This window comes from Pseudomonas sp. R1-6 (assembly GCF_051132115.1).
GTDB lineage: Bacteria > Pseudomonadota > Gammaproteobacteria > Pseudomonadales > Pseudomonadaceae > Aquipseudomonas.
On record NZ_CP071662.1, the window covers coordinates 462,708 to 488,267 of the forward strand.

Sequence of the window (25,560 nt, forward strand, 5' to 3'; positions counted from 1 at the left end):
CAGGGCACAACGAAGGAGCGTCCACATGTCATTACTGCATCATTGGGAACATGAGTTCGACAAGGTCAAGGTCCGCCTGCATGGGTTGGTCACGCGGCTGGAAATGTCCTGGAAAAAACTCGTCAACGATCTTGAACCGGAGGAATTCCAGGCCATCGTCAAGTTGCTGCAGCGAGGCCATGACCAGGCCCGGCACGTCATCGATCATGGCGATCTGCCGGACGATGAGCCGGCCGTGCCCTGGGAGCTCGCTCATGGCTTGTCGATCCTGAAGATCGGCAACGCCAGCGCCTTGCCGCAAAGCGAAGACGAACTGCGCACCCGAGTACTCAAGGACGGCACCTTGCTGGGGTGTCGCAAATGGGAATTGCTGGACCTGCTGTGGAGCGAGGCGCTGCTCAAATGGATTGAAAACCTGCGCCACCACGCGACGTTCGCCACCACCCCGGCGCTGGTGAAAATGGACAACGACGTGGTGCTCGCCATCGCAGGCGACTGGGGCACCGGGCCGTTCGACAGTCACGCACCCGCGGTGGCCGTCGCCAACCAGATGCAACTGGCCCAGGCTGACTTCACCATCCACCTGGGCGATGTCTACTACGCCGGCACGCATTCCCAGGAAGATGTCGACATGGCCGGGTGGCCGCAGGGCAAGCATGGGTCGTTCACCCTCAACTCCAACCATGAGATGTACAGCGGCGCCCATGGCTACTTCAAGGAGCTGGCGTCGCGTTTTCCGGTGCAACAGGGCACCAGTTATTTCGCCTTATACAACGACGACTGGCTGGTGGTCGGGCTCGACAGTGCCTACGCTTCGGACGCAATGAACCTGTACATGGACGGCACCCTCAACACCCAGCAGATCGAGTGGATGAAAACCCTGCCCAAGCGCAAGAAGCTCATGGTGCTCAGTCATCACCAAGGCTTCGACATTTCAGGGCACAACAAGACCGCGCTTTATCAACCGGTCTGCGACGCCCTGGGGCGCGAGCCGGATTATTGGTATTGGGGCCATTTGCACAATGGCATCTGTTACGCACCCCAAGGTGGGCTGCATGCGCGCTGCGCCGGGCACGGGGCGATTCCCTATGGCACCACCAGCGAGTTGAACGGGCATGCCCGGGTGCTATGGTCGGAAACTGAACTGGCGGGGGACGAGACGTATCCGGAGCGGGTGTTGAATGGGTATGTGAAGGTTCAGCTGAGGGGGGAGGAGATTGTCGAGACGTTTTATGGGGAGGATGGCAGTGTGCGGTGGTCTTCCAGGTAGTCGGTGAATGTCAGGCCGCTATCGCGAGCAGGCTCGCTCCCACAAGGGTTCTGTGTCGGTCACAGAACCTGTGGGAGCGAGCTTGCTCCGGGCGGCGATCCGATGATGCTTCTGACTTAGCCCTGGACCGGAACGCCCTTGAGGTACGGCGCAGGTTCGGCCCCCAGGTTGTTGAGCAGGCGCTCGCTGTACCAATCCACGAAATTCACCACGCCGAACTCGTAGGTCTTGGAGTACGGGCCCGGCTGGTAGGCGGTGGAGTTGATGCCGCGCTGGTTTTCCTCGGCCAGGCGACGGTCCTGGTCGTTGGTGGCGTCCCAGACCTGGCGCATGCGCTCTACGTCGTAGTCGACGCCTTCGACCGCGTCCTTGTGCACCAGCCACTTGGTGGTGACCATGGTTTCCTGGGCGCTGATCGGCCACACGGTGAACACGATGATGTGGTCGCCCATGCAATGGTTCCACGAGTGCGGCAGGTGAAGGATTCGCATCGAGCCCAGGTCCGGGTTCTTGATGCGGCCCATCAGCTTGGCGCAGCCCTGCTTACCGTCCATGGTCATCGACACGGTGCCCTTGAGCAGCGGCATGCGCACGATGCGGTTGCGCAGGCCGAAGCTGGCGTGGGCGTAAGGGATCTTCTCGGCTTCCCAGGCGGCGGCGGAAGCGGCCACGTGGTCCTTGAACGCCTGGTCGGCGCGTGGGTCGGTGACGTCGTCCCATTCCAGCAAGGTTTTTAGCAGTTCAGGGTGCGAGGCGTTGCAGTGGTAGCACTCGCGGTTGTTCTCCAGCACCAGTTTCCAGTTGGCCTTTTCCATCAAGGTGGTTTGCACCGCCACCTTGGTGTTCTCCATGTCGTAGGGTTCCATGTAGTGGTTCAGGGTCGACAGGAAATCATCGATGGCCGGTGGGTTCTCGGCCAGGCTGATGAAGATGTAGCCGCCGGCGGTCTTCACGTTCACCGGCTTGAGGCCGTACTGCTTCATGTCGAAGTCGGCACCCATCTCGGTGCCGGCGAACAGCAGGCGACCGTCCAGTTCGTAGGTCCACTGGTGGTAATGGCAGACCAGTTTGGCGACCTTGCCCTTGTCGCTGGTGCACAGCCGCGAACCACGGTGGCGGCAGACGTTATGGAAGGCATGCACCACGCCCTCGGCGCCGCGAATCACAATGATCGGGTTCTTGCCGATCTGCAGCGTCAGGTAGTTGCCCTTCGCCGGGATTTCGCAGGTCATGCCGGCGATCAACCATTCCTTCTGGAAAATTTCCTGCATGTCGATATCGAACAGGCGCTCATCGGAGTAGAACGGCTGCGGCAGCGAAAAGGTGCGCTCGCGCTCTTGCAGCATCTGCGCGGTGGCCTTGCGTGCGGGTTCCAGCGGATCGCCCAGGCTCAGGGTGGTGGTGACGTCCATCGTTTTGTCCTCATGGTCCTCTACGAGACCATCAAAAAAGTGGCTGATCGGTTGTGCTACGCAAGGCAGAAATTTGTGATTGTCTGTTGGGGCGAGTGTGGGGCCGCGCAGGGGCGCAACCTTATCCATGGGCGACATGGCCCAATCTGTTCCCGACGCGCAAGCCCCGGTAGTTGGGGGCTGGTCGCGATAAGTATGTGAATGTCGCAGATAGGTAAATGGCGGTACAGGCGCCTAAGCACAATCGCCATCATTAAGGCCGACAGTCGGCCGTGGAGATCAGCATGTCCAATAATTTCCTGAACCCGGTCACCACCCAGACCTGGGCCAATGGCCGACATATCGTTCGTTGCGTCAAAGTCATCCAGGAAACCTGGGATGTGCGCACATTCTGTTTCATGGCCGACCAGCCGATCATGTTCTTTTTCAAGCCCGGGCAATTTGTCACCCTGGAGCTGGAAATCGAAGGCCAGCCGATCATGCGTTCCTACACCATTTCCAGTTCGCCGTCGGTGCCCTACAGCTTCTCGGTGACCATCAAGCGCGTGCCGGGGGGCAAGGTTTCCAACTGGCTGCACGATACGCTGCACGAGGGCCAGGAACTGGCGGTGCACGGGCCGGTGGGGCTGTTCAACGCCATCGATTTCCCGAGTCCGAAAGTGCTTTACCTCAGCGGTGGCGTGGGAATTACGCCGTGCATGTCCATGGCGCGTTGGTTCTACGATACCAACGCTAACGTCGACATGACCTTCGTCCACAGCGCTCGCTCGCCCAAGGACATCATCTACCACCGCGAGCTGGAGCACATGGCGTCGCGGATCGACAACTTCAGCTTGCACCTGATCTGCGAAAAACATGGCCTGGGCGAGCCGTGGGCCGGGTACCGCGGATACTTGAATCACAAGATGCTGGAATTGATGGTGCCCGATTTCCTCGAGCGCGAAGTGTTCTGCTGCGGCCCGACGCCGTACATGAGTGCGGTCAAGCGCCTGCTGGAAGCCGCCGGCTATGACATGAAGCGTTATCACGAGGAATCCTTTGGCGCCACGCCACCGGAAGCCCGCGCCGATGCGGTGGAACAGGCCGAACAGGCCGCTGACGCACCGGAAGTTGACCAGGCGGACCTGCACCAGGTGGAATTCGTCGCCTCCGGCAAGAGCATCGGCGTAGCACCGGGCGAAACCGTCCACGCGGCCGCCGCCAAGCTCGGCCTGATGATCCCCAAGGCTTGTGGCATGGGCATCTGCGGCACTTGCAAGGTGTTGAAGCTGGGCGGGGAAGTGGAGATGGAGCACAACGGCGGGATCACCGAGGACGACGAGGCCGAGGGTTATATCCTGTCGTGCTGCAGCGTGCCGAAGGGGGATGTGCGGATCGAGTTTTAAATCGTGGCGGGCCCTCTGTGGCGAGGGAGCTTGCTCCCGCTCGGCTGCGCAGCAGTCGTCATCTGGTAGGTGGGGACTACCTGATAGACCGCATGGGGCTGCTGCGCAGCCCAGCGGGAGCGAGCTCCCTCGCCACAAAAGCTCAAAAAGCCTGAAGCGATGGGTCGTTGCTTCAGGCAGCCATCACTTCCCGAATATCCGCCGCCAATTCCCGCACCCGCGCCTCTTCTGTATCCCACGAGCACATGAAGCGTGCGCCGCCCTTGCCGATGAAGGTGTAGAAGCGCCAGCCCTTGGCCGTCAGCGCGGCGATAGCCGGCTCCGAGAGTTGCAGGAACACCCCGTTGGCCTGGACCGGGAACATCAGCTCCACGCCCTCGATGTCGCTGACCAGCTCCGCCAGCAATTGCGCGCAGCGGTTGGCGTGGCGGGCGTGCTTGAGCCAGGCGTCGTTTTGCAGCAGGCCGACCCAGGGCGCGGACAGGAAGCGCATTTTCGACGCCAGTTGCCCGGCCTGTTTGCAGCGGTAGTCGAAGTCTTCGGCCAGGTCGTGGTTGAAGAACAGAATTGCTTCGCCCACCGCCATGCCGTTTTTCGTCCCGCCGAAGCACAACACGTCCACGCCGGCCTTCCAGGTCAGGTCGGCCGGGGTGCAGCCGAGGAAGGCGCAGGCGTTGGAGAATCGCGCGCCGTCCATGTGCAGGTTCAGGCCCAGCTCCTTGCAGGTGACGCTGATGGCGCGGATTTCCTCCGGCGTGTAGACACTGCCCACTTCCGTGGCCTGGGTCAGGGTCACGACGCGCGGCTTGGGGTAGTGGATATCCTGGCGCTTGAGGGCGACCTCGCGGATCGAGTCGGGCGTCAGCTTGCCGTTCTCGGTGCGTGCCACCAGCAGCTTGGAGCCGTTGGAGAAGAATTCCGGCGCGCCACATTCGTCGGTCTCGACGTGGGCGGTTTCCGAGCAGATCACGCTGTGATAACTCTGGCACAGTGAGGACAGCGCCAAGGAGTTGGCCGCCGTGCCGTTGAACGCGAAGAACACTTCGCAGTCGGTTTCGAACAAGGCACGGAAATCATCCGCCGCGCGATGGGTCCACTCGTCGTCGCCGTAGGCGCGCTGGTGGCCCTGGTTGGCTTCTTCCATGGCCGCCCAGGCTTCAGGGCAGATGCCGGAATAGTTGTCGCTGGCAAATTGTTGACTCTTGTCGGTCATGGCCGTGCTCCTTGATTAGAGAGTCCTGGGTAAGAGATCCCTGGCGGAATTCCCGGATGGGGGTTCCTTGGTCCGGCGTGCTTGAGTGCGCAACGCCGTGGTCTATGTTGGTGCGCACTTTACCCAAGATTAGCGGGGGAACATACGGGATGTTTCTGTCAGAAAATCACAAAGCCCCAGGGCCGCGACGCACATGAGTCGACGCGACGGCGCCCTGGACCTGCTCAAGTGGCTGGCACTGTTGTCGATGGTCCTCGATCATCTGCGATATGTCGGTTTTTCCGTCGATTGGCTGTATGTGCCGGGGCGGTTGGCGTTTCCGTGGTTCTACCTGGCGATGGCGGCAAACCTGGCGCGCAGCGGCGGCGCCGCCGGCACCGATGCGTGGCGCTACCTGGGCTGGCTGTTGCTGTTCAGCGCCGTCAGCGAAATGCCCTATCGCTTGTTCATTCCCGCCCCCGCCACCTTGAATGTCATGCCTACGTTGGTGCTTGGGTTATTGGTAGCGCGTTGTTGGCAGACGCCCACCTTGGAAGCGCGATGCCTGGCCGCGATGGCGTTGCTGCTGGCGGCGCTGTTTTCGTCGCGGTTGATGTTTGGCTTCTATGGGGTGCTGCTGCCACTGGCGACATTGCTGGCGTTCAAGCGCTCGCTGTTTCTGGCCTTGCTGCCGGGACTGGTGTGCGTGGCGGCCAATCAATGGCGGGTGCTGTATGGCGCCGCGTGGCTGGGGGATGCGGTGGCGTTGTGGGGGTTGGTGGCTTGCCTGATCGCGCCAGGGCTGGGCCTGGTGCTTTTGCGACACGCGAGTCGTTTTCATCCGGTGCCGATGCGACGTTGGGCCTATCTGCTCTATCCCGCGCACTTTCTGCTATTGCTCGCGGTTCGCCAAGCCTTTGCATAACCCTTGTTCTCTCACCACAAGGGAAGGTGTTCGATTCCATTTGATCCCATGTCGTAAACGCACCTTTGCGTGGCGTCCATAGGCATTTGACCTGCCTGCGCCGGCCATACCATCGCATCCAAAGGGCACGACCGAAACGGTCCGTGCCTCACCGAGACGAAAGGCGCACCGCCGCCGCTGGGAGAGACGCGATGTTCAGCAAGCAAGACCAAATCCAAGGCTACGATGATGCACTGCTGGCGGCGATGAATGCCGAGGAGCAACGCCAGGAAGACCACATCGAACTGATCGCGTCCGAGAACTACACCAGCAAGCGTGTGATGCAGGCCCAGGGCAGCGGCTTGACCAACAAATACGCCGAAGGCTATCCGGGCAAGCGCTACTACGGTGGCTGCGAGCACGTCGACAAGGTCGAGGCCCTGGCCATCGAGCGCGCCAAGCAGTTGTTCGGCGCCGATTACGCCAACGTCCAGCCCCACTCCGGTTCGTCGGCCAACAGCGCCGTCTACCTGGCCCTGCTGCAAGCCGGTGACACCATCCTGGGCATGAGCCTGGCCCACGGCGGTCACCTGACTCACGGTGCGAAAGTGTCGTCCTCAGGCAAACTCTACAACGCGGTGCAATACGGCATCGATACCACCACCGGCCTGATCGACTACGACGAAGTCGAGCGCCTGGCGGTCGAGTGCAAGCCGAAGATGATCGTTGCCGGTTTCTCTGCCTACTCCAAGACCCTGGATTTTCCACGCTTCCGCCAGATCGCCGACAAGGTCGGTGCGCTGCTGTTCGTCGACATGGCCCACGTCGCTGGCCTGGTTGCCGCTGGCCTGTACCCGAACCCACTGCCGTACGCCGACGTGGTCACCACCACCACCCACAAGACCCTGCGCGGTCCCCGTGGCGGTCTGATCCTGGCCAAGTCCAACGAAGAAATCGAGAAGAAGCTCAACGCCGCGGTATTTCCCGGCGCCCAGGGCGGCCCGCTGATGCACGTGATCGCCGGAAAGGCCGTGTGCTTCAAGGAGGCCTTGGAACCAGGTTTCAAGGCCTATCAACAGCAAGTGATCGAAAACGCCCAGGCCATGGCTGGCGTGTTCATCAAGCGTGGCTACGATGTGGTATCCGGCGGCACCGATAATCACCTGTTCCTGGTCAGCCTGATTCGCCAGGGCCTGACGGGCAAGGACGCCGACGCCGCCCTGGGCCGCGCCCACATCACCGTCAACAAGAACGCCGTGCCGAACGACCCGCAATCGCCGTTCGTGACCTCGGGCCTGCGTATCGGTACCCCGGCGGTGACCACGCGCGGTTTCAAGGTCAGCCAGTGCGTCACGCTGGCCGGTTGGATCTGCGACATCCTCGACAACCTCGGCGATGCCGATGTCGAGGCCAATGTCGCGCAGCAAGTGGCGGCCCTGTGCGCGGACTTCCCGGTTTATCGCTGAGTCGGTTTTGGAGTAAATGACTATGCAACGCTATTCGGGCTTCGGCCTCTTCAAACACTCACTCAGCCACCATGAAAACTGGCAGCGGATGTGGCGCACGCCGACGCCGAAAAAGGTTTATGACGTGGTCATCGTCGGCGGTGGCGGGCATGGCCTGGCGACCGCCTACTACCTGGCCAAGGAGCACGGCATCACCAACGTGGCCGTGGTCGAGAAGGGCTGGCTGGGCGGCGGTAACACCGCGCGCAATACCACCATCGTGCGCTCCAACTACCTGTGGGACGAGTCGGCCCACCTGTACGAACATGCGATGAAACTCTGGGAAGGCCTGTCCCAGGACCTGAACTACAACGTGATGTTTTCCCAGCGTGGCGTCTACAACCTGTGCCATACCCTGCAGGACATCCGTGATTCCGAGCGTCGCGTCAGCGCCAACCGCCTCAACGGCGTGGACGGCGAGCTGCTCAACGCCAAGCAAGTGGCCGACGAAATCCCATACCTGGATTGCTCGAAAAACACCCGCTACCCGGTGATGGGCGCCACCGTCCAGCGTCGCGGCGGCGTGGCCCGTCACGATGCCGTGGCCTGGGGCTTTGCCCGGGCGGCGGACGCGTTGGGCGTGGACCTGATCCAGCAGACCGAAGTGATCGGTTTCCGCAAGGAAAACGGCGTGTGCATCGGCGTTGAAACCAACAAGGGCTTCATTGGCGCCAAGCGTGTCGGCGTGGTGACCGCCGGTAACTCCGGGCACATGGCCAAGCTCGCGGGCTTCCGCCTGCCGGTTGAGTCCCATCCATTGCAAGCGTTGGTATCGGAGCCGATCAAGCCGATCATCGACAGTGTGATCATGTCCAACGCCGTACACGGCTACATCAGCCAGTCCGACAAGGGCGACCTGGTGATTGGCGCCGGTATCGACGGCTACAACGGCTACGGCCAGCGTGGTTCGTACCCGGTGATCGAGCACACCATCCAGGCCATCGTCGAAATGTTCCCGGTGCTCTCGCGGGTGCGCATGAACCGCCAGTGGGGCGGCATCGTCGACACCACCCCGGACGCCTGCCCGATCATCTCCAAGACCCCGGTGCCGAACATGTTCTTCAACTGCGGTTGGGGCACCGGTGGTTTCAAGGCCACACCTGGCTCGGGCAACGTGTTTGCCGCAAGCCTGGCCAAGGGTGAAATGCACCCACTGGCCGCGCCGTTTTCCATCGACCGTTTCCACAACGGCGCACTCATTGACGAACACGGCGCTGCTGCCGTCGCCCACTAACAGGAGAAATCCCCATGTTGCACATCTTCTGTCCTCACTGCGGCGAACTGCGCTCCGAAGAGGAATTCCATGCATCCGGCCAGGCGCATATCCCGCGTCCACTGGACCCGAACGCCTGCACCGATGAGGAGTGGGGCGACTACATGTTCTTCCGCGACAACCCTCGCGGCTTGCATCACGAGTTGTGGATCCATGCCGCCGGTTGCCGCCAGTACTTCAACGCGACCCGTGACACCGTGACCTACGAAATTCTCGAAACCTACAAGATCGGTCAAAAGCCGCAATTCACCGACAAGGCTGACAGTCCGAAAGCGGCCGCGCAGGCTCTGGGAGAGAAGGTATGAGCCAGATCAATCGCCTGTCCAACGGCGGACGGATCGACCGTAACAAAGTGCTGAGCTTCACCTTCAACGGCCAGACCTACAAAGGCTTCGAGGGCGACTCCCTGGCCGCCGCGCTGCTGGCCAACGGGGTCGACATCATCGGCCGCAGCTTCAAGTATTCCCGTCCGCGCGGCATTTTCGCCGCCGGCGCCGAAGAGCCGAACGCGGTGCTGCAGATCGGTGCCACCGAAGCCACCCAGATTCCGAACGTACGGGCCACGCAACAAGCGCTGTACCAAGGCCTGGTCGCCACCAGCACCAACGGCTGGCCGAACGTGAACAACGACATGATGGGGATCCTCGGCAAGGTCGGCGGCAAGCTGATGCCGCCGGGCTTCTACTACAAAACCTTCATGTACCCGCAATCGTTCTGGATGACCTACGAGAAGTACATCCGCAAGGCCGCAGGGTTGGGTCGCTCGCCGACCGAGAACGATCCGGACACCTACGACTACATGAACCGTCACTGCGACGTGTTGATCGTCGGCGCCGGCCCTGCTGGTCTGGCCGCCGCACTGGCCGCGGCCCGCAGCGGTGCGCGCGTGATCCTGGCTGACGAGCAGGAAGAATTCGGTGGCAGCCTGCTCGATTCTCGCGAGAGTCTGGACGGCAAGCCGGCGACCGAGTGGGTCGCTGCCGCGGTGGCTGAACTGCGCTCGATGCCGGAAGTGGTGTTGCTGCCTCGCGCCACGGTGAACGGCTACCACGACCATAACTTCCTGACCATCCATGAGCGCCTCACCGATCACCTGGGTGATCGCGCTCCGATCGGCCAGGTCCGCCAGCGCATCAACCGGGTCCGCGCCAAGCGCGTGGTGCTGGCGACCGGCGCCTGCGAGCGGCCATTGGTCTACGGCAACAACGACGTGCCGGGCAACATGCTGGCTGGCGCGGTTTCTACTTACATCCGCCGCTACGGCGTGGCGCCGGGCAAGAAACTGGTCCTGAGCACCAACAATGACCACGCCTATCGCGTGGCCCTGGACTGGTTCGACGCCGGCCTGCAAGTGGTTGCCGTGGCCGATGCCCGCAGCAACCCACGTGGCGCACTGGTGGAAGAAGCCCGCGCCAAGGGCATCCGCATCCTTACCGGCAGCGCCGTGATCGAAGCCCGTGGCAGCAAGCGCGTCACCGGGGCACGGGTTGCCGCGATCGATGTGCGCGCCCATACAGTCACCAGCCCCGGCGAATGGCTGGACTGCGACCTGGTGGCGAGCTCCGGCGGCTACAGCCCGGTGGTCCACCTGGCTTCGCACCTGGGCGGCAAGCCGATCTGGCGTGAAGACATCCTCGGTTTCGTACCGGGCGAAGCTCCGCAGAAACGGGTGTGCGTCGGCGGTGTAAATGGCGTGTACAGCCTCGGCGATAGCTTGGCCGACGGTTTCGAAGGCGGCGTGCGCGCGGCCAGCGAAGCGGGTTTCAAGGCAGTGGAGGGCGTGTTGCCCAAAGCCCTGAGCCGTCACGAAGAACCGACCCTGGCGCTGTTCCAGGTGCCCCACGAAAAAACCACCGCTCGGGCGCCGAAGCAATTCGTCGACCTGCAAAACGACGTCACCGCCGCCGCCATCGAACTCGCCACCCGCGAAGGCTTCGAGTCGGTGGAACACGTCAAGCGTTACACCGCCCTGGGCTTCGGCACTGACCAAGGCAAGCTGGGCAACGTCAACGGCCTGGCCATCGCGGCCCGTTCGCTGAACGTGAGCATCCCGCAGATGGGCACCACCATGTTCCGTCCGAACTACACGCCGGTGACTTTCGGCGCGGTGGCCGGCCGTCACTGCGGGCACATTTTCGAGCCGGTGCGCTTCACCGCGCTGCATGCCTGGCATGTAAAAAACGGTGCCGAGTTCGAAGACGTCGGCCAGTGGAAGCGCCCTTGGTACTTCCCTAAGAACGGCGAAGACATGCACGCCGCAGTCAAGCGCGAATGCAAGGCCGTGCGCGACAGCGTCGGCCTGCTGGACGCCTCGACCCTGGGCAAGATCGATATCCAGGGCCCGGATGCCCGTGAGTTCCTCAACCGCATCTACACCAATGCCTGGACCAAGCTCGACGTGGGCAAGGCCCGCTACGGCCTGATGTGCAAGGAAGACGGCATGGTCTTCGACGACGGCGTGACAGCCTGTCTGGCGGACAACCATTTCCTGATGACCACCACCACTGGCGGCGCGGCTCGTGTGCTGCAATGGCTGGAGATCTACCAGCAGACCGAATGGCCGGACTTGAAGGTGTACTTCACCTCGGTCACCGACCACTGGGCAACCATGACCCTGTCGGGGCCCAACAGCCGCAAGCTGCTGAGCGAAGTCACCGACATCGACCTGGACAAGGACGGCTTCCCGTTCATGACCTGGAAGGAAGGCCTGGTGGGCGGCGTGCCGGCGCGGGTGTTCCGTATCTCGTTCACCGGTGAGCTGTCATACGAGATCAACGTGCAGGCCGACTACGCCATGGGTGTGCTCGAGCAGATCGTTGAGGCCGGCAAGAAATACAACCTGACCCCGTACGGCACCGAGACCATGCACGTCTTGCGGGCTGAGAAAGGCTTCATCATCGTCGGTCAGGACACCGACGGTTCGATGACCCCGGACGACCTGAACATGGGCTGGTGCGTCGGCCGGACCAAGCCGTTCTCTTGGATCGGCTGGCGCGGGATGAATCGCGAAGATTGCGTGCGCGAAAATCGCAAGCAACTGGTGGGGCTCAAGCCGATCGACCCGAATGTCTGGCTGCCGGAAGGCGCCCAGCTGGTGTTCAACCCCAAGCAGGCGATCCCGATGTCGATGGTCGGCCACGTCACCTCCAGCTATGCGCATAACTCTCTGGGTTATTCGTTTGCGATGGGTGTGGTCAAGGGTGGCTTGAAGCGCCTGGGCGAGCGGGTATTCGCGCCATTGGCCGACGGCCGGGTGATCGAGGCAGAGATCGTTTCTTCGGTGTTCTTCGATCCGAAGGGGGATCGGCAGAACATCTGATTGGCTTGAGATCCTGTGGGGCGCAATCGCGAGCAAGCTCGCTCCCACAGTTGATCGCGTAACCCTTGTGGGAGCGAGCTTGCTCGCGATGACGGCCTGAAGGTCGCCACAAGGTTGGCTCAATAGTATTCAGACAGGTGCTCCATATGACCGCAGTCAACGTGTACCAACAACGCCCAACCACCGGGGCCAAGGCCGAGTCGTCGCTGCACCATGCCGACCTCGCAAGCCAGGTGGGCAAGGGTCGCAAGAACGCCGGCGTGACCGTGCGCGAGAAAAAACTCCTGGGCCACCTGACCATTCGTGGCGACGGCCATGACCCAGCGTTCGCCGCTGGCGTGCACAAGGCCCTGGGCCTGGAATTGCCGGCCGCGCTGACCGTCGTCATCAAGGGCGAAACCAGCCTGCAATGGCTCGGCCCGGATGAGTGGCTGCTGGTGGTGCCCACCGGCGAGGAATTCGCCGCCGAGCAAAAGCTGCGTGAAGCCCTCGGCGACCTGCACATCCAGATCGTCAATGTCAGCGGCGGCCAGCAGATCCTCGAACTGTCCGGCCCGAACGTGCGCGACGTGCTGATGAAATCCACCAGCTACGATGTACACCCAAGCAATTTCCCGGTGGGCAAAGCCGTGGGCACGGTGTTCGCCAAGTCGCAACTGGTGATCCGCCATACGGCTGAAGACACCTGGGAACTGGTGATCCGCCGCAGCTTCTCCGACTACTGGTGGCTGTGGTTGCAGGATGCCGCGGCGGAGTATGGGTTGAGCGTGCAGGCGTAAGGACTAAAGCCGACACGGCTTTTGTGGCGAGGGAGCTTGCTCCCGCTGGGGCGCGTAGCGGTCCTCGCTTTTTGGCGGTTGCTACGCACTGGAGCGCCAGCCCGGCCGAGCGGGAGCAAGCTCCCTCGCCACGGGTTTTGTGTCGCTTCGCTAATTTGAACAGGAGTCACCGCAATGAGCCGCGCCCCAGACACATGGATCCTGACTGCCGATTGCCCCAGCGTGCTCGGCACGGTGGACGCGGTGACCCGCTTTCTGTTCGAGCAGGGCTGCTACGTCACCGAACACCACTCGTTCGACGACCGACTCTCGGCGCGCTTCTTCATTCGCGTGGAGTTTCGCCAACCTGACGGTTTCGATGAGCAGAGTTTCCGCGCCGGCCTGGCCGAGCGTGCCGAAGCCTTTGGCATGGTCTTCGAACTGACCCCGCCCAACTATCGACCCAAAGTGGTGATCATGGTCTCCAAGGCCGATCACTGCCTCAACGACTTGCTCTACCGCCAGCGCATCGGCCAGTTGTCGATGGACGTAGTGGCCGTGGTGTCCAACCACCCAGACCTCAAGCCGTTGGCCGACTGGCACCAGATTCCCTACTACCATTTCCCCCTTGACCCGAACGACAAACCGGCCCAGGAGCGGCAGGTGTGGCAGGTGATCGAAGACACCGGCGCCGAACTGGTGATCCTCGCCCGCTACATGCAAGTGCTGTCGCCAGAGTTGTGCCGCAAGCTTGATGGCAAGGCGATCAACATCCATCACTCGTTGCTGCCGGGGTTCAAGGGTGCCAAGCCGTATCACCAGGCCTACAACAAAGGCGTGAAGCTGGTGGGCGCCACGGCGCATTACATCAACAACGATCTGGACGAAGGGCCGATCATTGCCCAAGGCGTGGAAGTGGTGGACCACAGCCACTACCCCGAAGATTTGATTGCCAAGGGCAGGGATATCGAAGGGCTCACCTTGGCCCGGGCGGTGGGGTATCACATTGAGCGGCGGGTGTTCTTGAACGCCAATCGCACGGTTGTTCTTTAGATTTTTTTGGGCCGCTTCGCAACCCATTCGCGAGCAGGCTCGCTCCCACAGGATCCGTGTCGTTCTACAGATCCTGCTGACACCCACGATCCACTGTGGGAGCGAGCCTGCTCGCGAAGAGGCCCTTACAGACAACACAGAAACAAGCCACAAGCACCAACCCGAGCAATCAACGCGCTGCCTGCCTGGGCTGCGCAGTTTCATAAAAACAACAGCGAGGTGAAAGCATGTCCGGTAATCGTGGTGTCGTGTATCTCGGCAACGGCAAGGTCGAAGTACAGAAAATCGACTATCCCAAAATGCAGGACCCGCGCGGCAGGAAGATCGAGCACGGCGTCATCCTGCGCGTAGTCTCCACCAACATCTGCGGCTCCGACCAACATATGGTGCGCGGTCGTACCACCGCCCAGACCGGGCTGGTCCTGGGCCATGAGATCACCGGTGAAGTGATCGAGAAGGGCAGCGACGTCGAGAACCTGAAAATCGGCGACCTGGTATCGGTACCGTTCAACGTGGCTTGCGGGCGCTGCCGTTCCTGCAAGGAAATGCACACCGGCGTCTGCCTGACCGTCAACCCGGCCCGTGCCGGCGGTGCCTACGGTTACGTCGACATGGGCGACTGGACCGGCGGCCAAGCCGAATACGTGCTGGTGCCGTACGCCGATTTCAACCTGCTGAAACTGCCGGATCGTGACAAGGCCATGGAGAAAATCCGTGACCTGACCTGCCTGTCCGACATCCTGCCCACCGGCTACCACGGCGCCGTCACCGCCGGCGTTGGCCCGGGCAGCACCGTCTACATCGCCGGTGCCGGTCCGGTTGGCCTGGCGGCCGCTGCGTCCGCTCGCCTGTTGGGCGCGGCCGTGGTCATCATCGGCGACGTGAATCCGGTCCGCCTGGCCCACGCCAAGGCCCAGGGCTTCGAAATTGCCGACCTGTCCCAGGACACTCCGCTGCATGAGCAGATCGCCGCGCTGCTGGGCGAGCCTGAAGTCGACTGCGCGGTCGACGCTGTAGGCTTCGAAGCTCGCGGCCATGGCCATGACGGCGTCAAGCACGAAGCCCCGGCCACCGTGCTCAACTCATTGATGGGCGTGGTCCGCGTCGCTGGCAAGATCGGCATCCCCGGCCTGTACGTCACCGAAGACCCTGGCGCGGTCGATGCCGCAGCGAAAATGGGCAGCCTGAGCATCCGCTTCGGCTTGGGCTGGGCTAAATCCCACAGCTTCCACACCGGCCAGACCCCGGTGATGAAATACAATCGCCAACTGATGCAGGCGATCATGTGGGACCGTATCAACATTGCCGAAATCGTGGGTGTGCAGGTCATCAGCCTGGACGACGCGCCGAAGGGGTATGGCGAGTTCGATGCGGGCGTGCCGAAGAAGTTCGTGATCGATCCGCACAAGTTGTTCAGCGCGGCGTAAGGTTGTAGGCAAGACGGAAAAAGGGCGGCAGTGATGTCGCCCTTTTTATTTGACAGAGTTGCGCTCAAGGCTGTTTACGGAGTATCAGATCCTTACGTCTCCAGGCCGACGTATACGGGTAACTATCATAATCTGTATATACCTCCGGATAGCTATATACGCAGGTGTCTGCTGTAGAATCATTTGGTTCTATATTGATTTTTCCTAAAAGGTCAGAACTCTCGGCTTCGCCCTTCCAGATAATTTTCCCAGATGGATCCTTCGCCACATATTGGTCATAAATGGTTCGTCCCTGAATAGGTTCATGCACTAAACTAAGCTCTATTTCTTTCACGGTGGGGCAGCTTGTTGCATCCACGGCATGGGTAACGCCCGGGAGCCCAGCGATGGAAAGTAAGCCAAATATTAAGGCGCGCATATCAGGTACTCGTTGGTTGATCGAGCTACGATGATCGCTGAGTGTCGTGCTCGCACCTACTGTCAGAAATGACAGTACATTAGGCCGATTCGAAATAACCTTGCGTATTCTTAACAATGTTCAAGGGGGCGTTGGTGCCGTCAGGACCCGTTCGCAGAATTCGGGATAAAACCCCCGGGCACTGGGGCCACGGCAATATTCCTTGACCCTGGTCAAGGCCTCGCGACTGAGCACCATGCTTTGCGGCATGCTGGCAAAGGTCACGTAGCCGCCCTGTTGCGTCTTGATGGCGTCAAAACCCGGCATGTCGTAGACCAGTTCCACATCATCATCGACAAGCATCCGCGCCTTGATCGTGACGTGTGTGTATTGCTTGGCGCCGGGCGCGTTGTTGAGTGCGGCCAGGCCATGCCCAACCACGCGCAACATGTGCTCCACCCACGGTTCTGATGCCTGCGTGGCAGCGTCTGGACGGTAGAAGACGGTCAAGGATTGCTGGTTGCGTATGACTTCGGTAAGGGCCGGGTCCGAGCGTTTGATGCGATGTTCGATGGTCAGCCATGCCTTCTGCTCGTCACTGAGGTTGTCGGCAAGATCCGGATTCAAAGGGCCACGCTTGCATTCATTGACGCCCAGGACAATCAGCATGCCGGTCAGGATGACGGCGAGGGTGGCGCCACCGATTTGTACATTCATGAGCAAGCTCTGGTAAGAAGATGCCGCACTTTACGGTAACCCCAGCGGGAATGGCAGAGCAGGTTTGGAGTAGCGAAACGCGTACCTGACCTTAATCAAAGCTGACTTGAAAATAATCGGCATTGATGAGTTGGCACTCGTTAACATCCTGGCTTTTACAGTTGTTGTTTATCCACGGCGAAAAGGTGGGTTCTTGGACGTGCGGATATTGCATGACCAGATTCATATCGCCATATCGGCATGTGATGGTGGTACGAATGGCAAGTTCTTCTTCGTCCTCGCTCTCTTCGTGCTGTACATACTCCGCGCCTTCGAATAACAGTTTTCTCGGGTTGACCAAATCCACGAGGTTTTCGCTCCGCCATTCGAACTCATCGTGCCCTTCGACAAAATAAACATCTTCTACCGCCTCGATGTTTCTGTGTATGTCCGTGGCCGCGGGGCAGGTTATTTCGCCAGCGTTAACCTGGCCAATAACCCCTAGTAATACCCCCACGCCGCCGGCTCGTATCTTAAACATGTCGCGCCTCCTGGCTCGGCCCATGGCTATTCTTACGGCTGTTTCCAGGTCGGGCTACTGTCAGAGTTGACAGTCCTTTATGTCAATCCGCAATTATGTATAGATATATATCGGCTCACTGCTCTAGCGTGAGATAAATACAGAAGAAATTGGAAGTTTCGGAGTTTGCTGTAGGAAGTTTCCCTGTTATGTGGAAACTTGTGAGCGATAGAAAAGCTATTCTTCAGCGGCGGCCAGCCTGGCTTTCCCGCAGTTGGGGCTGGCGCAGGTATCTGATGAAGGTGGCGACCTCGAAAATCCGCCACGGCTCATCAAAATATGAGACTGAAATAATCGCTGCTGTTCCGAAATTGGCAAGCACGGGTGCCGAGGCTTGTGCAATGACCGTTCAATCCCGGTGTAAGGTAGTCAAGGGTAAGTTTCGTCTCGCAGTGCTGGTAGTTCACGCTGACCTGTTGATATTCGTCAGGTTCCTGGATCGCGAATTCCGCTTCGTCGAATTGTAGTGACGCAGGGTTGAGCTCTTGCACGATGGTTTGGCTCTGCCAGTCAGGAGCATCCTGGATATTGACAGTTGCAGTGTCGTCCTGGAGTTGTGTCAAGGCCGGACAAGAAGCTTCTCCAGCCTGAACATGGCCGATTATCAGCAGCATCATTCCCGCGCCGCCTCCAATGAAATATCGCATGTGCATGTCTCCAATTTAATTCTCGGCGACATCGTTACGGCTGTGTCCGGTGAGGGCTACTGTCAACCCTGACAGTTTTTTATCTCGATTTGGAACTACCCATGGCGTGATCTGATTTTTTCGCGATAAACCTCAGTTCTCAGCTTAGAAGGTGTTACCCAAGCCGGCCTTCGCTGCGCAGCGCAGCAATACGCCGGTCTTTTTCGGCCCACAGCAAGTTGACCCAGTCCTGGACGTGCTGGCGAAACACGGGGTCGTTCTCGTAATCGCCCTGCCATAGCGTCGGGTCCAGTTCGCGGGTCTGGATGTCGATGATGACCTTGGGCACCGCCCCGCTGATCAAGTCCCAAAAACCTGGAATCCGCTCTTGCGGGTAGACCACTGTTACGTCCAGCACCGCGTCCAGTTGCTCGCCCATCGCCGCCAGCACGAATGCCACCCCGCCGGCCTTGGGCTTGAGCAGGTGAGCGAAGGGCGATTGCTGCGCCTGGCTTTTGGCCGTTGTGTAACGTGTGCCTTCAAGGTAGTTCACCACAGTGACCGGTTGGCGCTTGAACAGCTCACAGGCGGCCTTGGTGATTTCCAGATCGCGACCAGCCAGTTCCGGGTTCTTCGCCAGGAAGGCCTTGGTGTAGCGTTTCATGAAGGGGTAATCCAGCGCCCACCAGGCCAAGCCAAGGAAGGGCACCCAGATCAGTTCCTTCTTGAGGAAAAACTTGAAAAAAGGCGTGCGCCGGTTGAGGGCCTGGACCAGGGCGGGGATGTCCACCCAGGATTGGTGGTTGCTGATCACCAGGTAGGAGGTGTCGCCGCGCAGGCCTTCGCCACCGCGAATGTCCCAGCGAGTGGGGATGCACAGGGCAAAGATCTGTTTGTCGATTTCGGCCCAGGTCTCGGCGATCCACATGACCGCCAACGAGGCGTAGTCGCGAAAACGCCCGGGCAGGACCAGTTTCAAGAGCGCAAACACCATGAGCGGTCCGAACAGCACCAAGGTGTTGAGCAGCAGCAACAGGGTGACGAGACAGCCGGTGAGCAGGCGGCGCATAGATGACTCTTGCAAACGGGTGGGCGGGCCATGATAAGCAGCTTCGAGCGACAGGCCAAATCGCGATGGACGAATGTTTCCCCTTTTGATCGATGGGCTGGATGTCCCGTAGCCATCCCTGTCGAAGTCAACCGAACGAATTCACCGACCACGGTCTAAAATCCCACTCCCACAATGGAAGCCTCCTACATGAAATCCGTTCTAGCCCTGCTTTCCCTGGTGGCCCTTCCAGTGCTTGCCGCCGAACCCACCTTGTACGGGCGCTATGAATACATAGCGCTGCCGGAAATGGGCGGCGAAGTGCTCAAGGCGAAAATGGACACCGGTGCGCTGACCGCTTCGCTGTCGGCCAAGGACATCGAGACGTTCACCCGTGACGGCGATGATTGGGTACGGTTTCGCCTGGCAACCAAAGACGCGAGCAACAAGATCTACGAGCATAAGATTGCCCGCATCAGCAAGATCAAGACCCGTTCAGAAGAGGACGAGGACGACGATGAAAAGATCGCCCCGAGCAAACGTCCGGTGGTGGAACTGGAAATGTGCCTGGGTAACGTCAAGCGCACCGTCGAGGTCAACCTGACCGACCGCAGCAGCTTCAACTACCCGCTACTGATCGGCGCCAAGGCCTTGCGCGAATTCAAGGCGGCGGTCAACCCGGCACGGCGGTTTACAGCGGATAAACCGGACTGTTGATTTGCGCGATTGACGTGCCCCTAGGCTTGGGGCACCGTTCCGGCAACTTTCCTGTCGGGCTCGGACGCCATGCCTCATATTCTGATTGTCGAAGACGAAGCCGCCATTGCCGATACGCTGGTGTTTGCCCTGCAGGGCGAAGGCTTTGACACCACTTGGCTGAGCCTTGGCGCAGCTGCCCTCGAGCACCAGAAAAACACGCCGGCGGACCTGATCATTCTCGATGTAGGCCTGCCGGATATCAGTGGTTTTGAGACGTGTAAGAATCTCAGACGTTTCAGCGACGTTCCGGTCATCTTTCTTACAGCTCGGGACGGCGAGATTGATCGGGTGGTGGGCTTGGAGATTGGTGCCGACGACTACGTGGTCAAACCCTTCAGCCCTCGGGAAGTGGCCGCCAGGGTCCGCGCCATCCTCAAGCGAGTGGCGCCGCGACCGATCGCCGAAACGGGGACAGCGTTGTTCCAGGTCGACCCTGATCGCGTGCAGATCAACTATCGCGGCAAACCGCTGAACCTCACGCGCCACGAGTTTCGCTTGTTGCACTGTTTGCTGGACCAGCCCGAACGGGTCTTCAGCCGCGAACAGTTGCTCGATGCCCTGGGCGTGGCCAGCGACGCCGGTTACGAGCGCACGATCGACAGTCATATCAAGAGCCTACGTGCCAAACTGCGCCTGGTCCGGGCCGAGGCCGAGCCGATCCAGACTCATCGGGGGCTCGGCTACAGCTACAGCCCGGGGCACAGCTGATGTCACTGGGCATTCGTATCTTCCTTGCCTATGTGCTGTTTATTGGCTTGGCCGGGTATTTCGTGCTCAACACGGTCATGGAGGAAATCCGCCCCGGTGTGCGCCAGTCCACCGAGGAAACCCTGGTGGACACGGCCAACCTGATGGCTGAGATCCTGCGGGACGATTTCAAGGCCGGAACGCTTAGCCAGAACCGCTGGCCGCAACTGCTCAAATCCTATGGTGAGCGCCAGCCGGCCGCGACAATCTGGGGGCTGTCGAAAAACCAGGTCAGCCACCGCATCTACGTCACCGACGCCAACGGCATCGTGGTGCTCGATTCCAGCGGCGCGGCAGTGGGGCAGGACTATTCGCGCTGGAACGACGTCTACCTGACGCTGCGCGGTCACTATGGCGCCCGTTCGACCCGCAGCGATCCGGATGACCCGGCGTCTTCGGTGATGCATGTCGGGGCGCCGATCCGTGACAACGGCCGGATCATCGGCGTGGTGACGGTGGCCAAGCCCAATAGCTCCTTGCAGCCTTACGTTGACCGCACGGAGCGGCGTTTGCTCGCCTACGGCGCCGGTCTGATCGGCCTTGGCCTGTTGCTCGGCGCCTTGCTGTCGTGGTGGCTCAGCGCGGCATTGCGGCGCTTGACGGCTTATGCCCAGGCGGTCAGCCAGGGCCGTCGGGTGGAGGTGCCGCACTATCGCGGCGGCGAGTTCGAACAATTGGCGGGGGCGGTGGAGCATATGCGCACCCAGCTTGAAGGCAAGGCGTATGTCGAGCGATACGTACATACCCTGACCCATGAACTCAAGAGTCCGCTGGCGGCGATTCGCGGCGCCGCCGAGCTGCTGCAGAGCGACATGCCGGCCGCCCAGCACCAGCGTTTCGTCAGCAACATCGACAGCGAAAGCGTGCGGATGCAGCAGTTGATCGAGCGTTTGCTCAACCTGGCCCAGGTCGAGCAGCGGCAAGGCCTGGAGGAAGTGGTAGCGGTGCCGGTGGCGGCGTTGATGGATGAGTTGTTGCAAGCGCGTGGCGGCTGGATCGAAAGTCGCCAGTTAAAGATCGAGCAGTACATCGCTGCCGACCTGGCGCTGACCGGGGAGCCTTTTCTGTTGCGCCAGGCGTTGGGCAATCTGCTGGAAAATGCCCTGGACTTCACGCCTGTCGCGGGCCTGCTACGGCTCAGCGCCGAGCGTATCGGTAGCGTGGTCGAGATCCGCTTGTTCAACCAGGCCGAGCCGATCCCCGACTATGCGCTGCCCCGTTTGAGCGAACGTTTCTACTCCTTGCCTCGCCCGGACAGCGGCCGCAAGAGCACCGGCCTGGGGCTGAACTTCGTTGAGGAGGTGGTGCAGTTGCATGGCGGGGCGTTCAGCATAGGCAATGTCGAGGGAGGGGTGGAAGTGCTGCTGCGGTTGCCCTGAACCACTGTTGCTGATTTCCCACAGGTTCCCGGTCGCGATTCTCCACACAATCTCCACATTCGCCCCATAAACCCCCCACACGGCCACGCCAGACTCTCCCTCATTCGAACAGGGAGAGCCTCACATGAACCGCAGTCTCGCTATAAAACTGGGCATGATTGCCCTCTTGATCCTCTTACTGATGATTCCGTTGTTGATGATCAGCGGCCTTATCGATGAGCGCCAGGAGCTGCGCGACGGGGTGCTGCAGGATATCGCCCGCAGTTCCAGCCACAGCCAGCAACTGATCGGGCCGATGATCGTCGTGCCGTTTCGCAAGGACGTGAAAGTCTGGAATACCAACGAAAAGACGGGCGTGCGTTTCCTGGAGACCGTCGAACGAAGTGGTGAGTTGTACTTTTTGCCGGAGCAATTCGAACTCGACGGCCAGGTGCGCACCGAAACCCGCGCCCGGGGTATCTACGAGGCGCGCTTGTTTCACGCTGACAATCGGATCGATGGGCGCTTCAAGGTGCCGGAGCGTTATGGCGTCGCCGCGAAGGATTTCGCCGACTATCGTTTTGACGAGCCGTACCTGAGCGTCGGTATCAGCGACATTCGCGGCATCGAGAATGCCATGACCCTGACGCTGAACCAGCAGACCGTCGACTTCCTTCCCGGCTCGCGGCTTGGCTGGCTTGGGCAAGGCGTGCATGTACCGCTGCCCATGATCACCTCCCAAGGCAGCCCCGAGCTGACCTTCGGTTTCGACCTGCGCCTGCAAGGTACCGGTGAATTGCAGATCCTGCCGGTGGGCAAGTCCACCAAGGTGCACCTCTCCGCCGACTGGCCGCACCCCAGCTTTATCGGCAACTACCTGCCGGTCGATCGCGAGGTCAACGAGCAGGGCTTCAGTGCCGATTGGCAGACCTCGTTTTTCTCCACCAACCTCTTGGAAACATTGCAGGCATGCGAGCCCAGCGATGGCTGCGAAGCATTCCGCAGCCGTGCATTCGGCGTGAGTTTCGTCGATCCGGTGGACCAATACCTGAAGAGCGATCGGGCGATCAAATACGCGCTGCTGTTCATTGCGCTGACGTTCGCCGGGTTCTTCCTCTTCGAAGTGCTCAAGAGCCTGGCGGTGCACCCGGTCCAATACGCACTGGTGGGCGTGGCCCTGGCCTTCTTCTATCTATTGCTTTTGTCGCTTTCGGAACACATAGGCTTCACCCTGGCGTACCTTGTTTCGGCCAGTGCCTGCGTGGTGTTGATCGGCTTTTATGTCTGCCATGTGCTGCGCAGCGTCAGCCACGGCCTGGGTTTTTCAGCCGGGTTGGCGGGGTTGTACGGTTTGCTCTATGGGTTGCTAAGCGCTGAAGACTACGCGCTGTTGATGGGCTCGCTGCTGCTGTTCGGCCTGCTCGGTGTGTTCATGGTGTTGACCCGCAAGTTGGACTGGTACGGCGTGGGCGCGAAGCCTGTTGCGGCGATGAGCTTCGATCTGGGAGAGGTGAAATGAGTCGGTCGCTGGGGTTGCGGGAGGATCAGTGGTTGGGAGAGCTGCTGGTGAAGCGAATTGCTGGGTTGTTTCCGATGGATCCGGTGCGCGGCCTTCGCGACAGGCTCGCTCCCAAAGGGACCACACGATCAATGGGGGGCGAGCCTGCTGGCGAAAAAGTCGTGATATTCAGTAAAAATTAAACCCGGGGCACCGTCTCGAGCATCGAAGGCCGCAAGCTCACCTCGGCAAACCACGCCGCCAGCTGGGGATTGGACTTGCGCCATTCCAGGTCCGGATGGCGCAGGTCCAGGTAACCCAGGGCGCAGGCGACGCTGATGGAGGCGATGTCGAAATGACAGGCCAGTTCGGCAATCGCCTCGGCTTCGAGCAGGGCCACGGCACGGCGAATCTTGTCCCGTTGCGCATCGAGCCATTCGGCCCAGTGTTTTTCCGTGGGGCGCAGCGCGGTCTCGTAGCGGATCATCACCGCCGCGTCCATGATCCCGTCGGCCAGGGAGGCCAAGGTCAAGCGCCGCCAGCGGGCCGCGCCCTCGCGGGGGATCAGCGGGTTGCCGACATGCTGGTGATCGAGGTAATCAAGAATGACGCGGCTGTCGTGGATCACCGTCCCGTTGGCCAGGCGCAAGGCCGGGATCTTGCTCAACGGGTTTTCTTCGATCAGCGCCCGGTCGGGCTTGACCGGCGTGAGTTGACTCAACTGCAACGCCACACGGTCCTGCTGGCCGGTTTCGTGCAGCAGCACCAGCACCTTGCGGACGAAGGGGGACGCGGGGTTGTGGAACAGGGTCATGCTGGGGCTGGACATGCAGAGATCCTCGATGGGGCGGGCTGGGGCTTAGCCTAGACAGTTGCACGGCGGCTGGCGAGTATCGAATGCTCCCACAGGTTTATTGCCGCGCTGGAATTATCGGCGCTTGAACAAACCCCAAGTCCCCAGCACCGTCGGTACGCCCAAGCCCACCCAACTCACCGCATCCCACGCGCCATCGCCCAACAATGCCGAAAACAGCCCCGCCGCGCTCAAAGCGCCGATGACCACGGGGATACCAAACACCTTCCAGAAATTCGACTGCCGAGGCCTCACGCTTCGACCTCCGCGCCGACGATTGCGCGCTTGGCGGTCTTGCGCCGAACCACCCACAGATAAACACCACTGCCCAGGACGATGATGGTCAGGATGTCCAGGGTCGCCCAGAAGATCTGCATTGGCCGGCCACCGTAGTCGCCGAAATGCAAAGGCAGGGACAGGCTCATCATGTCCATGTACCACGGCCGTTCGGCCACGGTGGTGACATCCAGGGTGCTGGCGTCGATCAGTACAGGCGTCAGCAGATGGGAGGTCAGGTGAGTGCTGCCTTTCATGAACACGCTGTAATGGTGCTCGCTGGAAAACAGCGTGCCGGGGAAGGCGATGAAGCTCGGCTCCATGCCGGGAGCGACATCCTTGGCAATGTCCAGCAAGCGGGTTGCCGGGGCCAGCTCGGTCAATGGCGGCGCGTTGCGATAGGGCTCGACCATGGCGCTGAGGCTATCGTTGCGCCATGCGGCAATGATCAGGTCGGCGCAGGCGGCGATCACGCCGGTCACGCCGACGGTCAGCGCCCAGACCAGGGTGACCACACCGATCAGGTTGTGCAGGTCGAGCCAGCGCAGGCGCGTGGATTTGTCCTGGCGTACCGTGGCGAACTTCAAGCGGCGCATGAATGGCAAATACAGCACCACGCCGGAGACGATGGCGATCACGAACAGCAAACCCATGAACGCCAGCAGCAACTTGCCCGGCAAACCGGCGAACATGTCCACGTGCAGGCGCAGCATGACCATCATGAAACCGCCGTTGGCCGAGGGCATTTCCAGGGCTTCGCCCGTGCGTGCATCGAGCATGAACGTGTGGGAGGAGTTGGGTTCGGTGCCCGGCGTCGGCGCCATGATGGTGATGATGCCGTTGGGGTCGTCCTCGTCCCAGCCAAAATACTGGACCACCTCGCCCGGGCGATGGGCCTTGGCTTTTTCCACCAGTTGTTGCAGGTCGAGCGGCGGCGTGCCGGCCGGCATCTCCCGCAGCTCTGGCGCATCGCCCAACAGGTGCTCGATCTCATGATGGAAAATCAACGGCAACCCGGTGATTGCCAACATCAGCAGGAACACCGTGCAGATCAGGCTGGTCCAGGTGTGGACGAAGGACCAGCGGCGGATGGTTTTGCTTTTCATGATCGATCCGAATGCTGAAGGGCGACGATGCTTGAGGTCGTTCAGCCAACCGTGAAACCTACGGGAGCCAGCTTGTGTGGGAGCGAGCTTGCTCGCGAAAGCGAAGTGTCAGTCAAGA

At 60.8% G+C, this 25,560-nt stretch carries 24 protein-coding genes; 14 read left to right on the forward strand and 10 right to left on the reverse strand.

All coding sequences use genetic code 11. From position 1 onward, the window contains the following. Window positions 1-25 precede the first annotated feature (25 nt). Window positions 26-1,270, forward strand: coding sequence for a metallophosphoesterase (locus tag J3P81_RS02105; RefSeq protein ID WP_420764942.1), 1,245 nt, complete (start codon window positions 26-28; stop codon window positions 1,268-1,270). A 116-nt stretch (window positions 1,271-1,386) separates the two neighbouring features. On the opposite strand, the gene gbcA is transcribed toward J3P81_RS02105, so the two are convergent. After that, window positions 1,387-2,682: a glycine-betaine demethylase subunit GbcA gene (gbcA, locus tag J3P81_RS02110; protein ID WP_434561915.1), complete on the reverse strand. Its 1,296-nt coding sequence runs from the start codon at window positions 2,680-2,682 to the stop codon at window positions 1,387-1,389. A gap of 284 nt (window positions 2,683-2,966) precedes the next feature. On the opposite strand from gbcA, the gene gbcB reads away from it, so the two are divergent. Beyond that, a complete protein-coding gene (gene gbcB / locus J3P81_RS02115) occupies window positions 2,967-4,067 on the forward strand; it encodes a glycine-betaine demethylase subunit GbcB (protein ID WP_434561917.1) in 1,101 nt (366 codons plus the stop codon). 172 nt (window positions 4,068-4,239) lie between these two features. Here gbcB and J3P81_RS02120 read toward each other — a convergent pair whose 3' ends face one another. Continuing rightward, window positions 4,240-5,280 (reverse strand): low specificity L-threonine aldolase, encoded by a 1,041-nt coding sequence (locus tag J3P81_RS02120; protein WP_434561919.1) that lies wholly within the window; start codon window positions 5,278-5,280, stop codon window positions 4,240-4,242. Between the two features lie 193 nt (window positions 5,281-5,473). Between J3P81_RS02120 and J3P81_RS02125 the strand changes: the two genes are divergently transcribed. From J3P81_RS02125 to fdhA, 8 genes are all read left to right on the forward strand, one after another. Beyond that, complete coding sequence (locus J3P81_RS02125; RefSeq protein ID WP_434561921.1) at window positions 5,474-6,184, forward strand: TraX family protein; 711 nt, start codon at window positions 5,474-5,476, stop codon at window positions 6,182-6,184. Window positions 6,185-6,375: 191 nt separating this feature from the next. Further along, complete coding sequence (gene glyA, locus J3P81_RS02130) at window positions 6,376-7,629, forward strand: serine hydroxymethyltransferase (protein ID WP_420764937.1); 1,254 nt, start codon at window positions 6,376-6,378, stop codon at window positions 7,627-7,629. Window positions 7,630-7,651: 22 nt separating this feature from the next. After that, the gene (locus tag J3P81_RS02135; protein ID WP_030139293.1) at window positions 7,652-8,902 is read left to right on the forward strand and encodes a sarcosine oxidase subunit beta; all 1,251 of its coding nucleotides are present in this window, start codon (window positions 7,652-7,654) and stop codon (window positions 8,900-8,902) included. A 14-nt stretch (window positions 8,903-8,916) separates the two neighbouring features. After that, window positions 8,917-9,246, forward strand: a complete 330-nt coding sequence (locus J3P81_RS02140; protein ID WP_434561923.1) for a sarcosine oxidase subunit delta — start codon at window positions 8,917-8,919, stop codon at window positions 9,244-9,246. Then, window positions 9,243-12,260 carry a sarcosine oxidase subunit alpha gene (locus J3P81_RS02145; protein ID WP_420764935.1) on the forward strand — a complete coding sequence of 1,006 codons (3,018 nt, stop codon included), beginning with the start codon at window positions 9,243-9,245 and terminating at the stop codon, window positions 12,258-12,260. Before J3P81_RS02140 ends, J3P81_RS02145 begins: the two co-directional genes overlap by 4 nt. Before the next feature lie 146 nt (window positions 12,261-12,406). Then, window positions 12,407-13,039, forward strand: coding sequence for a sarcosine oxidase subunit gamma (locus J3P81_RS02150; protein ID WP_420764934.1), 633 nt, complete (start codon window positions 12,407-12,409; stop codon window positions 13,037-13,039). Window positions 13,040-13,213: 174 nt separating this feature from the next. Then, complete coding sequence (gene purU, locus J3P81_RS02155; RefSeq protein WP_420764933.1) at window positions 13,214-14,071, forward strand: formyltetrahydrofolate deformylase; 858 nt, start codon at window positions 13,214-13,216, stop codon at window positions 14,069-14,071. 227 nt (window positions 14,072-14,298) lie between these two features. Beyond that, window positions 14,299-15,498: a formaldehyde dehydrogenase, glutathione-independent gene (gene fdhA / locus J3P81_RS02160; RefSeq protein ID WP_039590652.1), complete on the forward strand. Its 1,200-nt coding sequence runs from the start codon at window positions 14,299-14,301 to the stop codon at window positions 15,496-15,498. Between the two features lie 64 nt (window positions 15,499-15,562). Here the strand turns inward: fdhA and J3P81_RS02165 are convergent, their stop codons facing one another. From J3P81_RS02165 to J3P81_RS02185, 5 genes are all read right to left on the reverse strand, one after another. Next, on the reverse strand, window positions 15,563-15,916 hold the full coding sequence (locus J3P81_RS02165; RefSeq protein WP_434561925.1) for a hypothetical protein: 354 nt from the start codon (window positions 15,914-15,916) through the stop codon (window positions 15,563-15,565). A 120-nt stretch (window positions 15,917-16,036) separates the two neighbouring features. Further along, window positions 16,037-16,612, reverse strand: a complete 576-nt coding sequence (locus tag J3P81_RS02170; protein WP_434561927.1) for a hypothetical protein — start codon at window positions 16,610-16,612, stop codon at window positions 16,037-16,039. A gap of 91 nt (window positions 16,613-16,703) precedes the next feature. Further along, window positions 16,704-17,132, reverse strand: coding sequence for a DUF3757 domain-containing protein (locus tag J3P81_RS02175; protein WP_420764930.1), 429 nt, complete (start codon window positions 17,130-17,132; stop codon window positions 16,704-16,706). Between the two features lie 311 nt (window positions 17,133-17,443). Further along, complete coding sequence (locus J3P81_RS02180) at window positions 17,444-17,818, reverse strand: hypothetical protein (protein WP_434561929.1); 375 nt, start codon at window positions 17,816-17,818, stop codon at window positions 17,444-17,446. 154 nt (window positions 17,819-17,972) lie between these two features. Next, complete coding sequence (locus J3P81_RS02185; RefSeq protein WP_434561931.1) at window positions 17,973-18,866, reverse strand: acyltransferase; 894 nt, start codon at window positions 18,864-18,866, stop codon at window positions 17,973-17,975. A gap of 189 nt (window positions 18,867-19,055) precedes the next feature. Here J3P81_RS02185 and J3P81_RS02190 point away from each other — a divergent pair, with 189 nt between their 5' ends. The 4 genes from J3P81_RS02190 (at window position 19,056) to creD (ending at window position 23,228) form a co-directional block, all read left to right on the forward strand. Continuing rightward, window positions 19,056-19,562, forward strand: a complete 507-nt coding sequence (locus J3P81_RS02190) for an ATP-dependent zinc protease family protein (protein ID WP_420764927.1) — start codon at window positions 19,056-19,058, stop codon at window positions 19,560-19,562. A gap of 69 nt (window positions 19,563-19,631) precedes the next feature. Then, window positions 19,632-20,312, forward strand: a complete 681-nt coding sequence (gene creB / locus J3P81_RS02195; protein ID WP_420764926.1) for a two-component system response regulator CreB — start codon at window positions 19,632-19,634, stop codon at window positions 20,310-20,312. Further along, entirely contained in the window at window positions 20,312-21,730 is a 1,419-nt protein-coding gene (gene creC, locus J3P81_RS02200) for a two-component system sensor histidine kinase CreC (RefSeq protein ID WP_434561933.1), read from the forward strand. The genes creB and creC overlap by 1 nt, the downstream gene beginning before the upstream one ends. Window positions 21,731-21,854: 124 nt before the next feature. After that, the gene (gene creD, locus J3P81_RS02205; protein ID WP_434561935.1) at window positions 21,855-23,228 is read left to right on the forward strand and encodes a cell envelope integrity protein CreD; all 1,374 of its coding nucleotides are present in this window, start codon (window positions 21,855-21,857) and stop codon (window positions 23,226-23,228) included. 178 nt (window positions 23,229-23,406) lie between these two features. On the opposite strand, the gene J3P81_RS02210 is transcribed toward creD, so the two are convergent. The 3 genes from J3P81_RS02210 to J3P81_RS02220 all read right to left on the reverse strand — a co-directional run bounded on the left by J3P81_RS02210 (window position 23,407) and on the right by J3P81_RS02220 (window position 25,442). Next, entirely contained in the window at window positions 23,407-24,036 is a 630-nt protein-coding gene (locus J3P81_RS02210) for a glutathione S-transferase (protein WP_434561937.1), read from the reverse strand. Between the two features lie 99 nt (window positions 24,037-24,135). Beyond that, window positions 24,136-24,315, reverse strand: a complete 180-nt coding sequence (locus J3P81_RS02215; RefSeq protein WP_420764922.1) for a hypothetical protein — start codon at window positions 24,313-24,315, stop codon at window positions 24,136-24,138. Beyond that, window positions 24,312-25,442: a PepSY-associated TM helix domain-containing protein gene (locus J3P81_RS02220; protein WP_434561939.1), complete on the reverse strand. Its 1,131-nt coding sequence runs from the start codon at window positions 25,440-25,442 to the stop codon at window positions 24,312-24,314. The genes J3P81_RS02215 and J3P81_RS02220 overlap by 4 nt, the downstream gene beginning before the upstream one ends. Window positions 25,443-25,560: the final 118 nt, after the last annotated feature.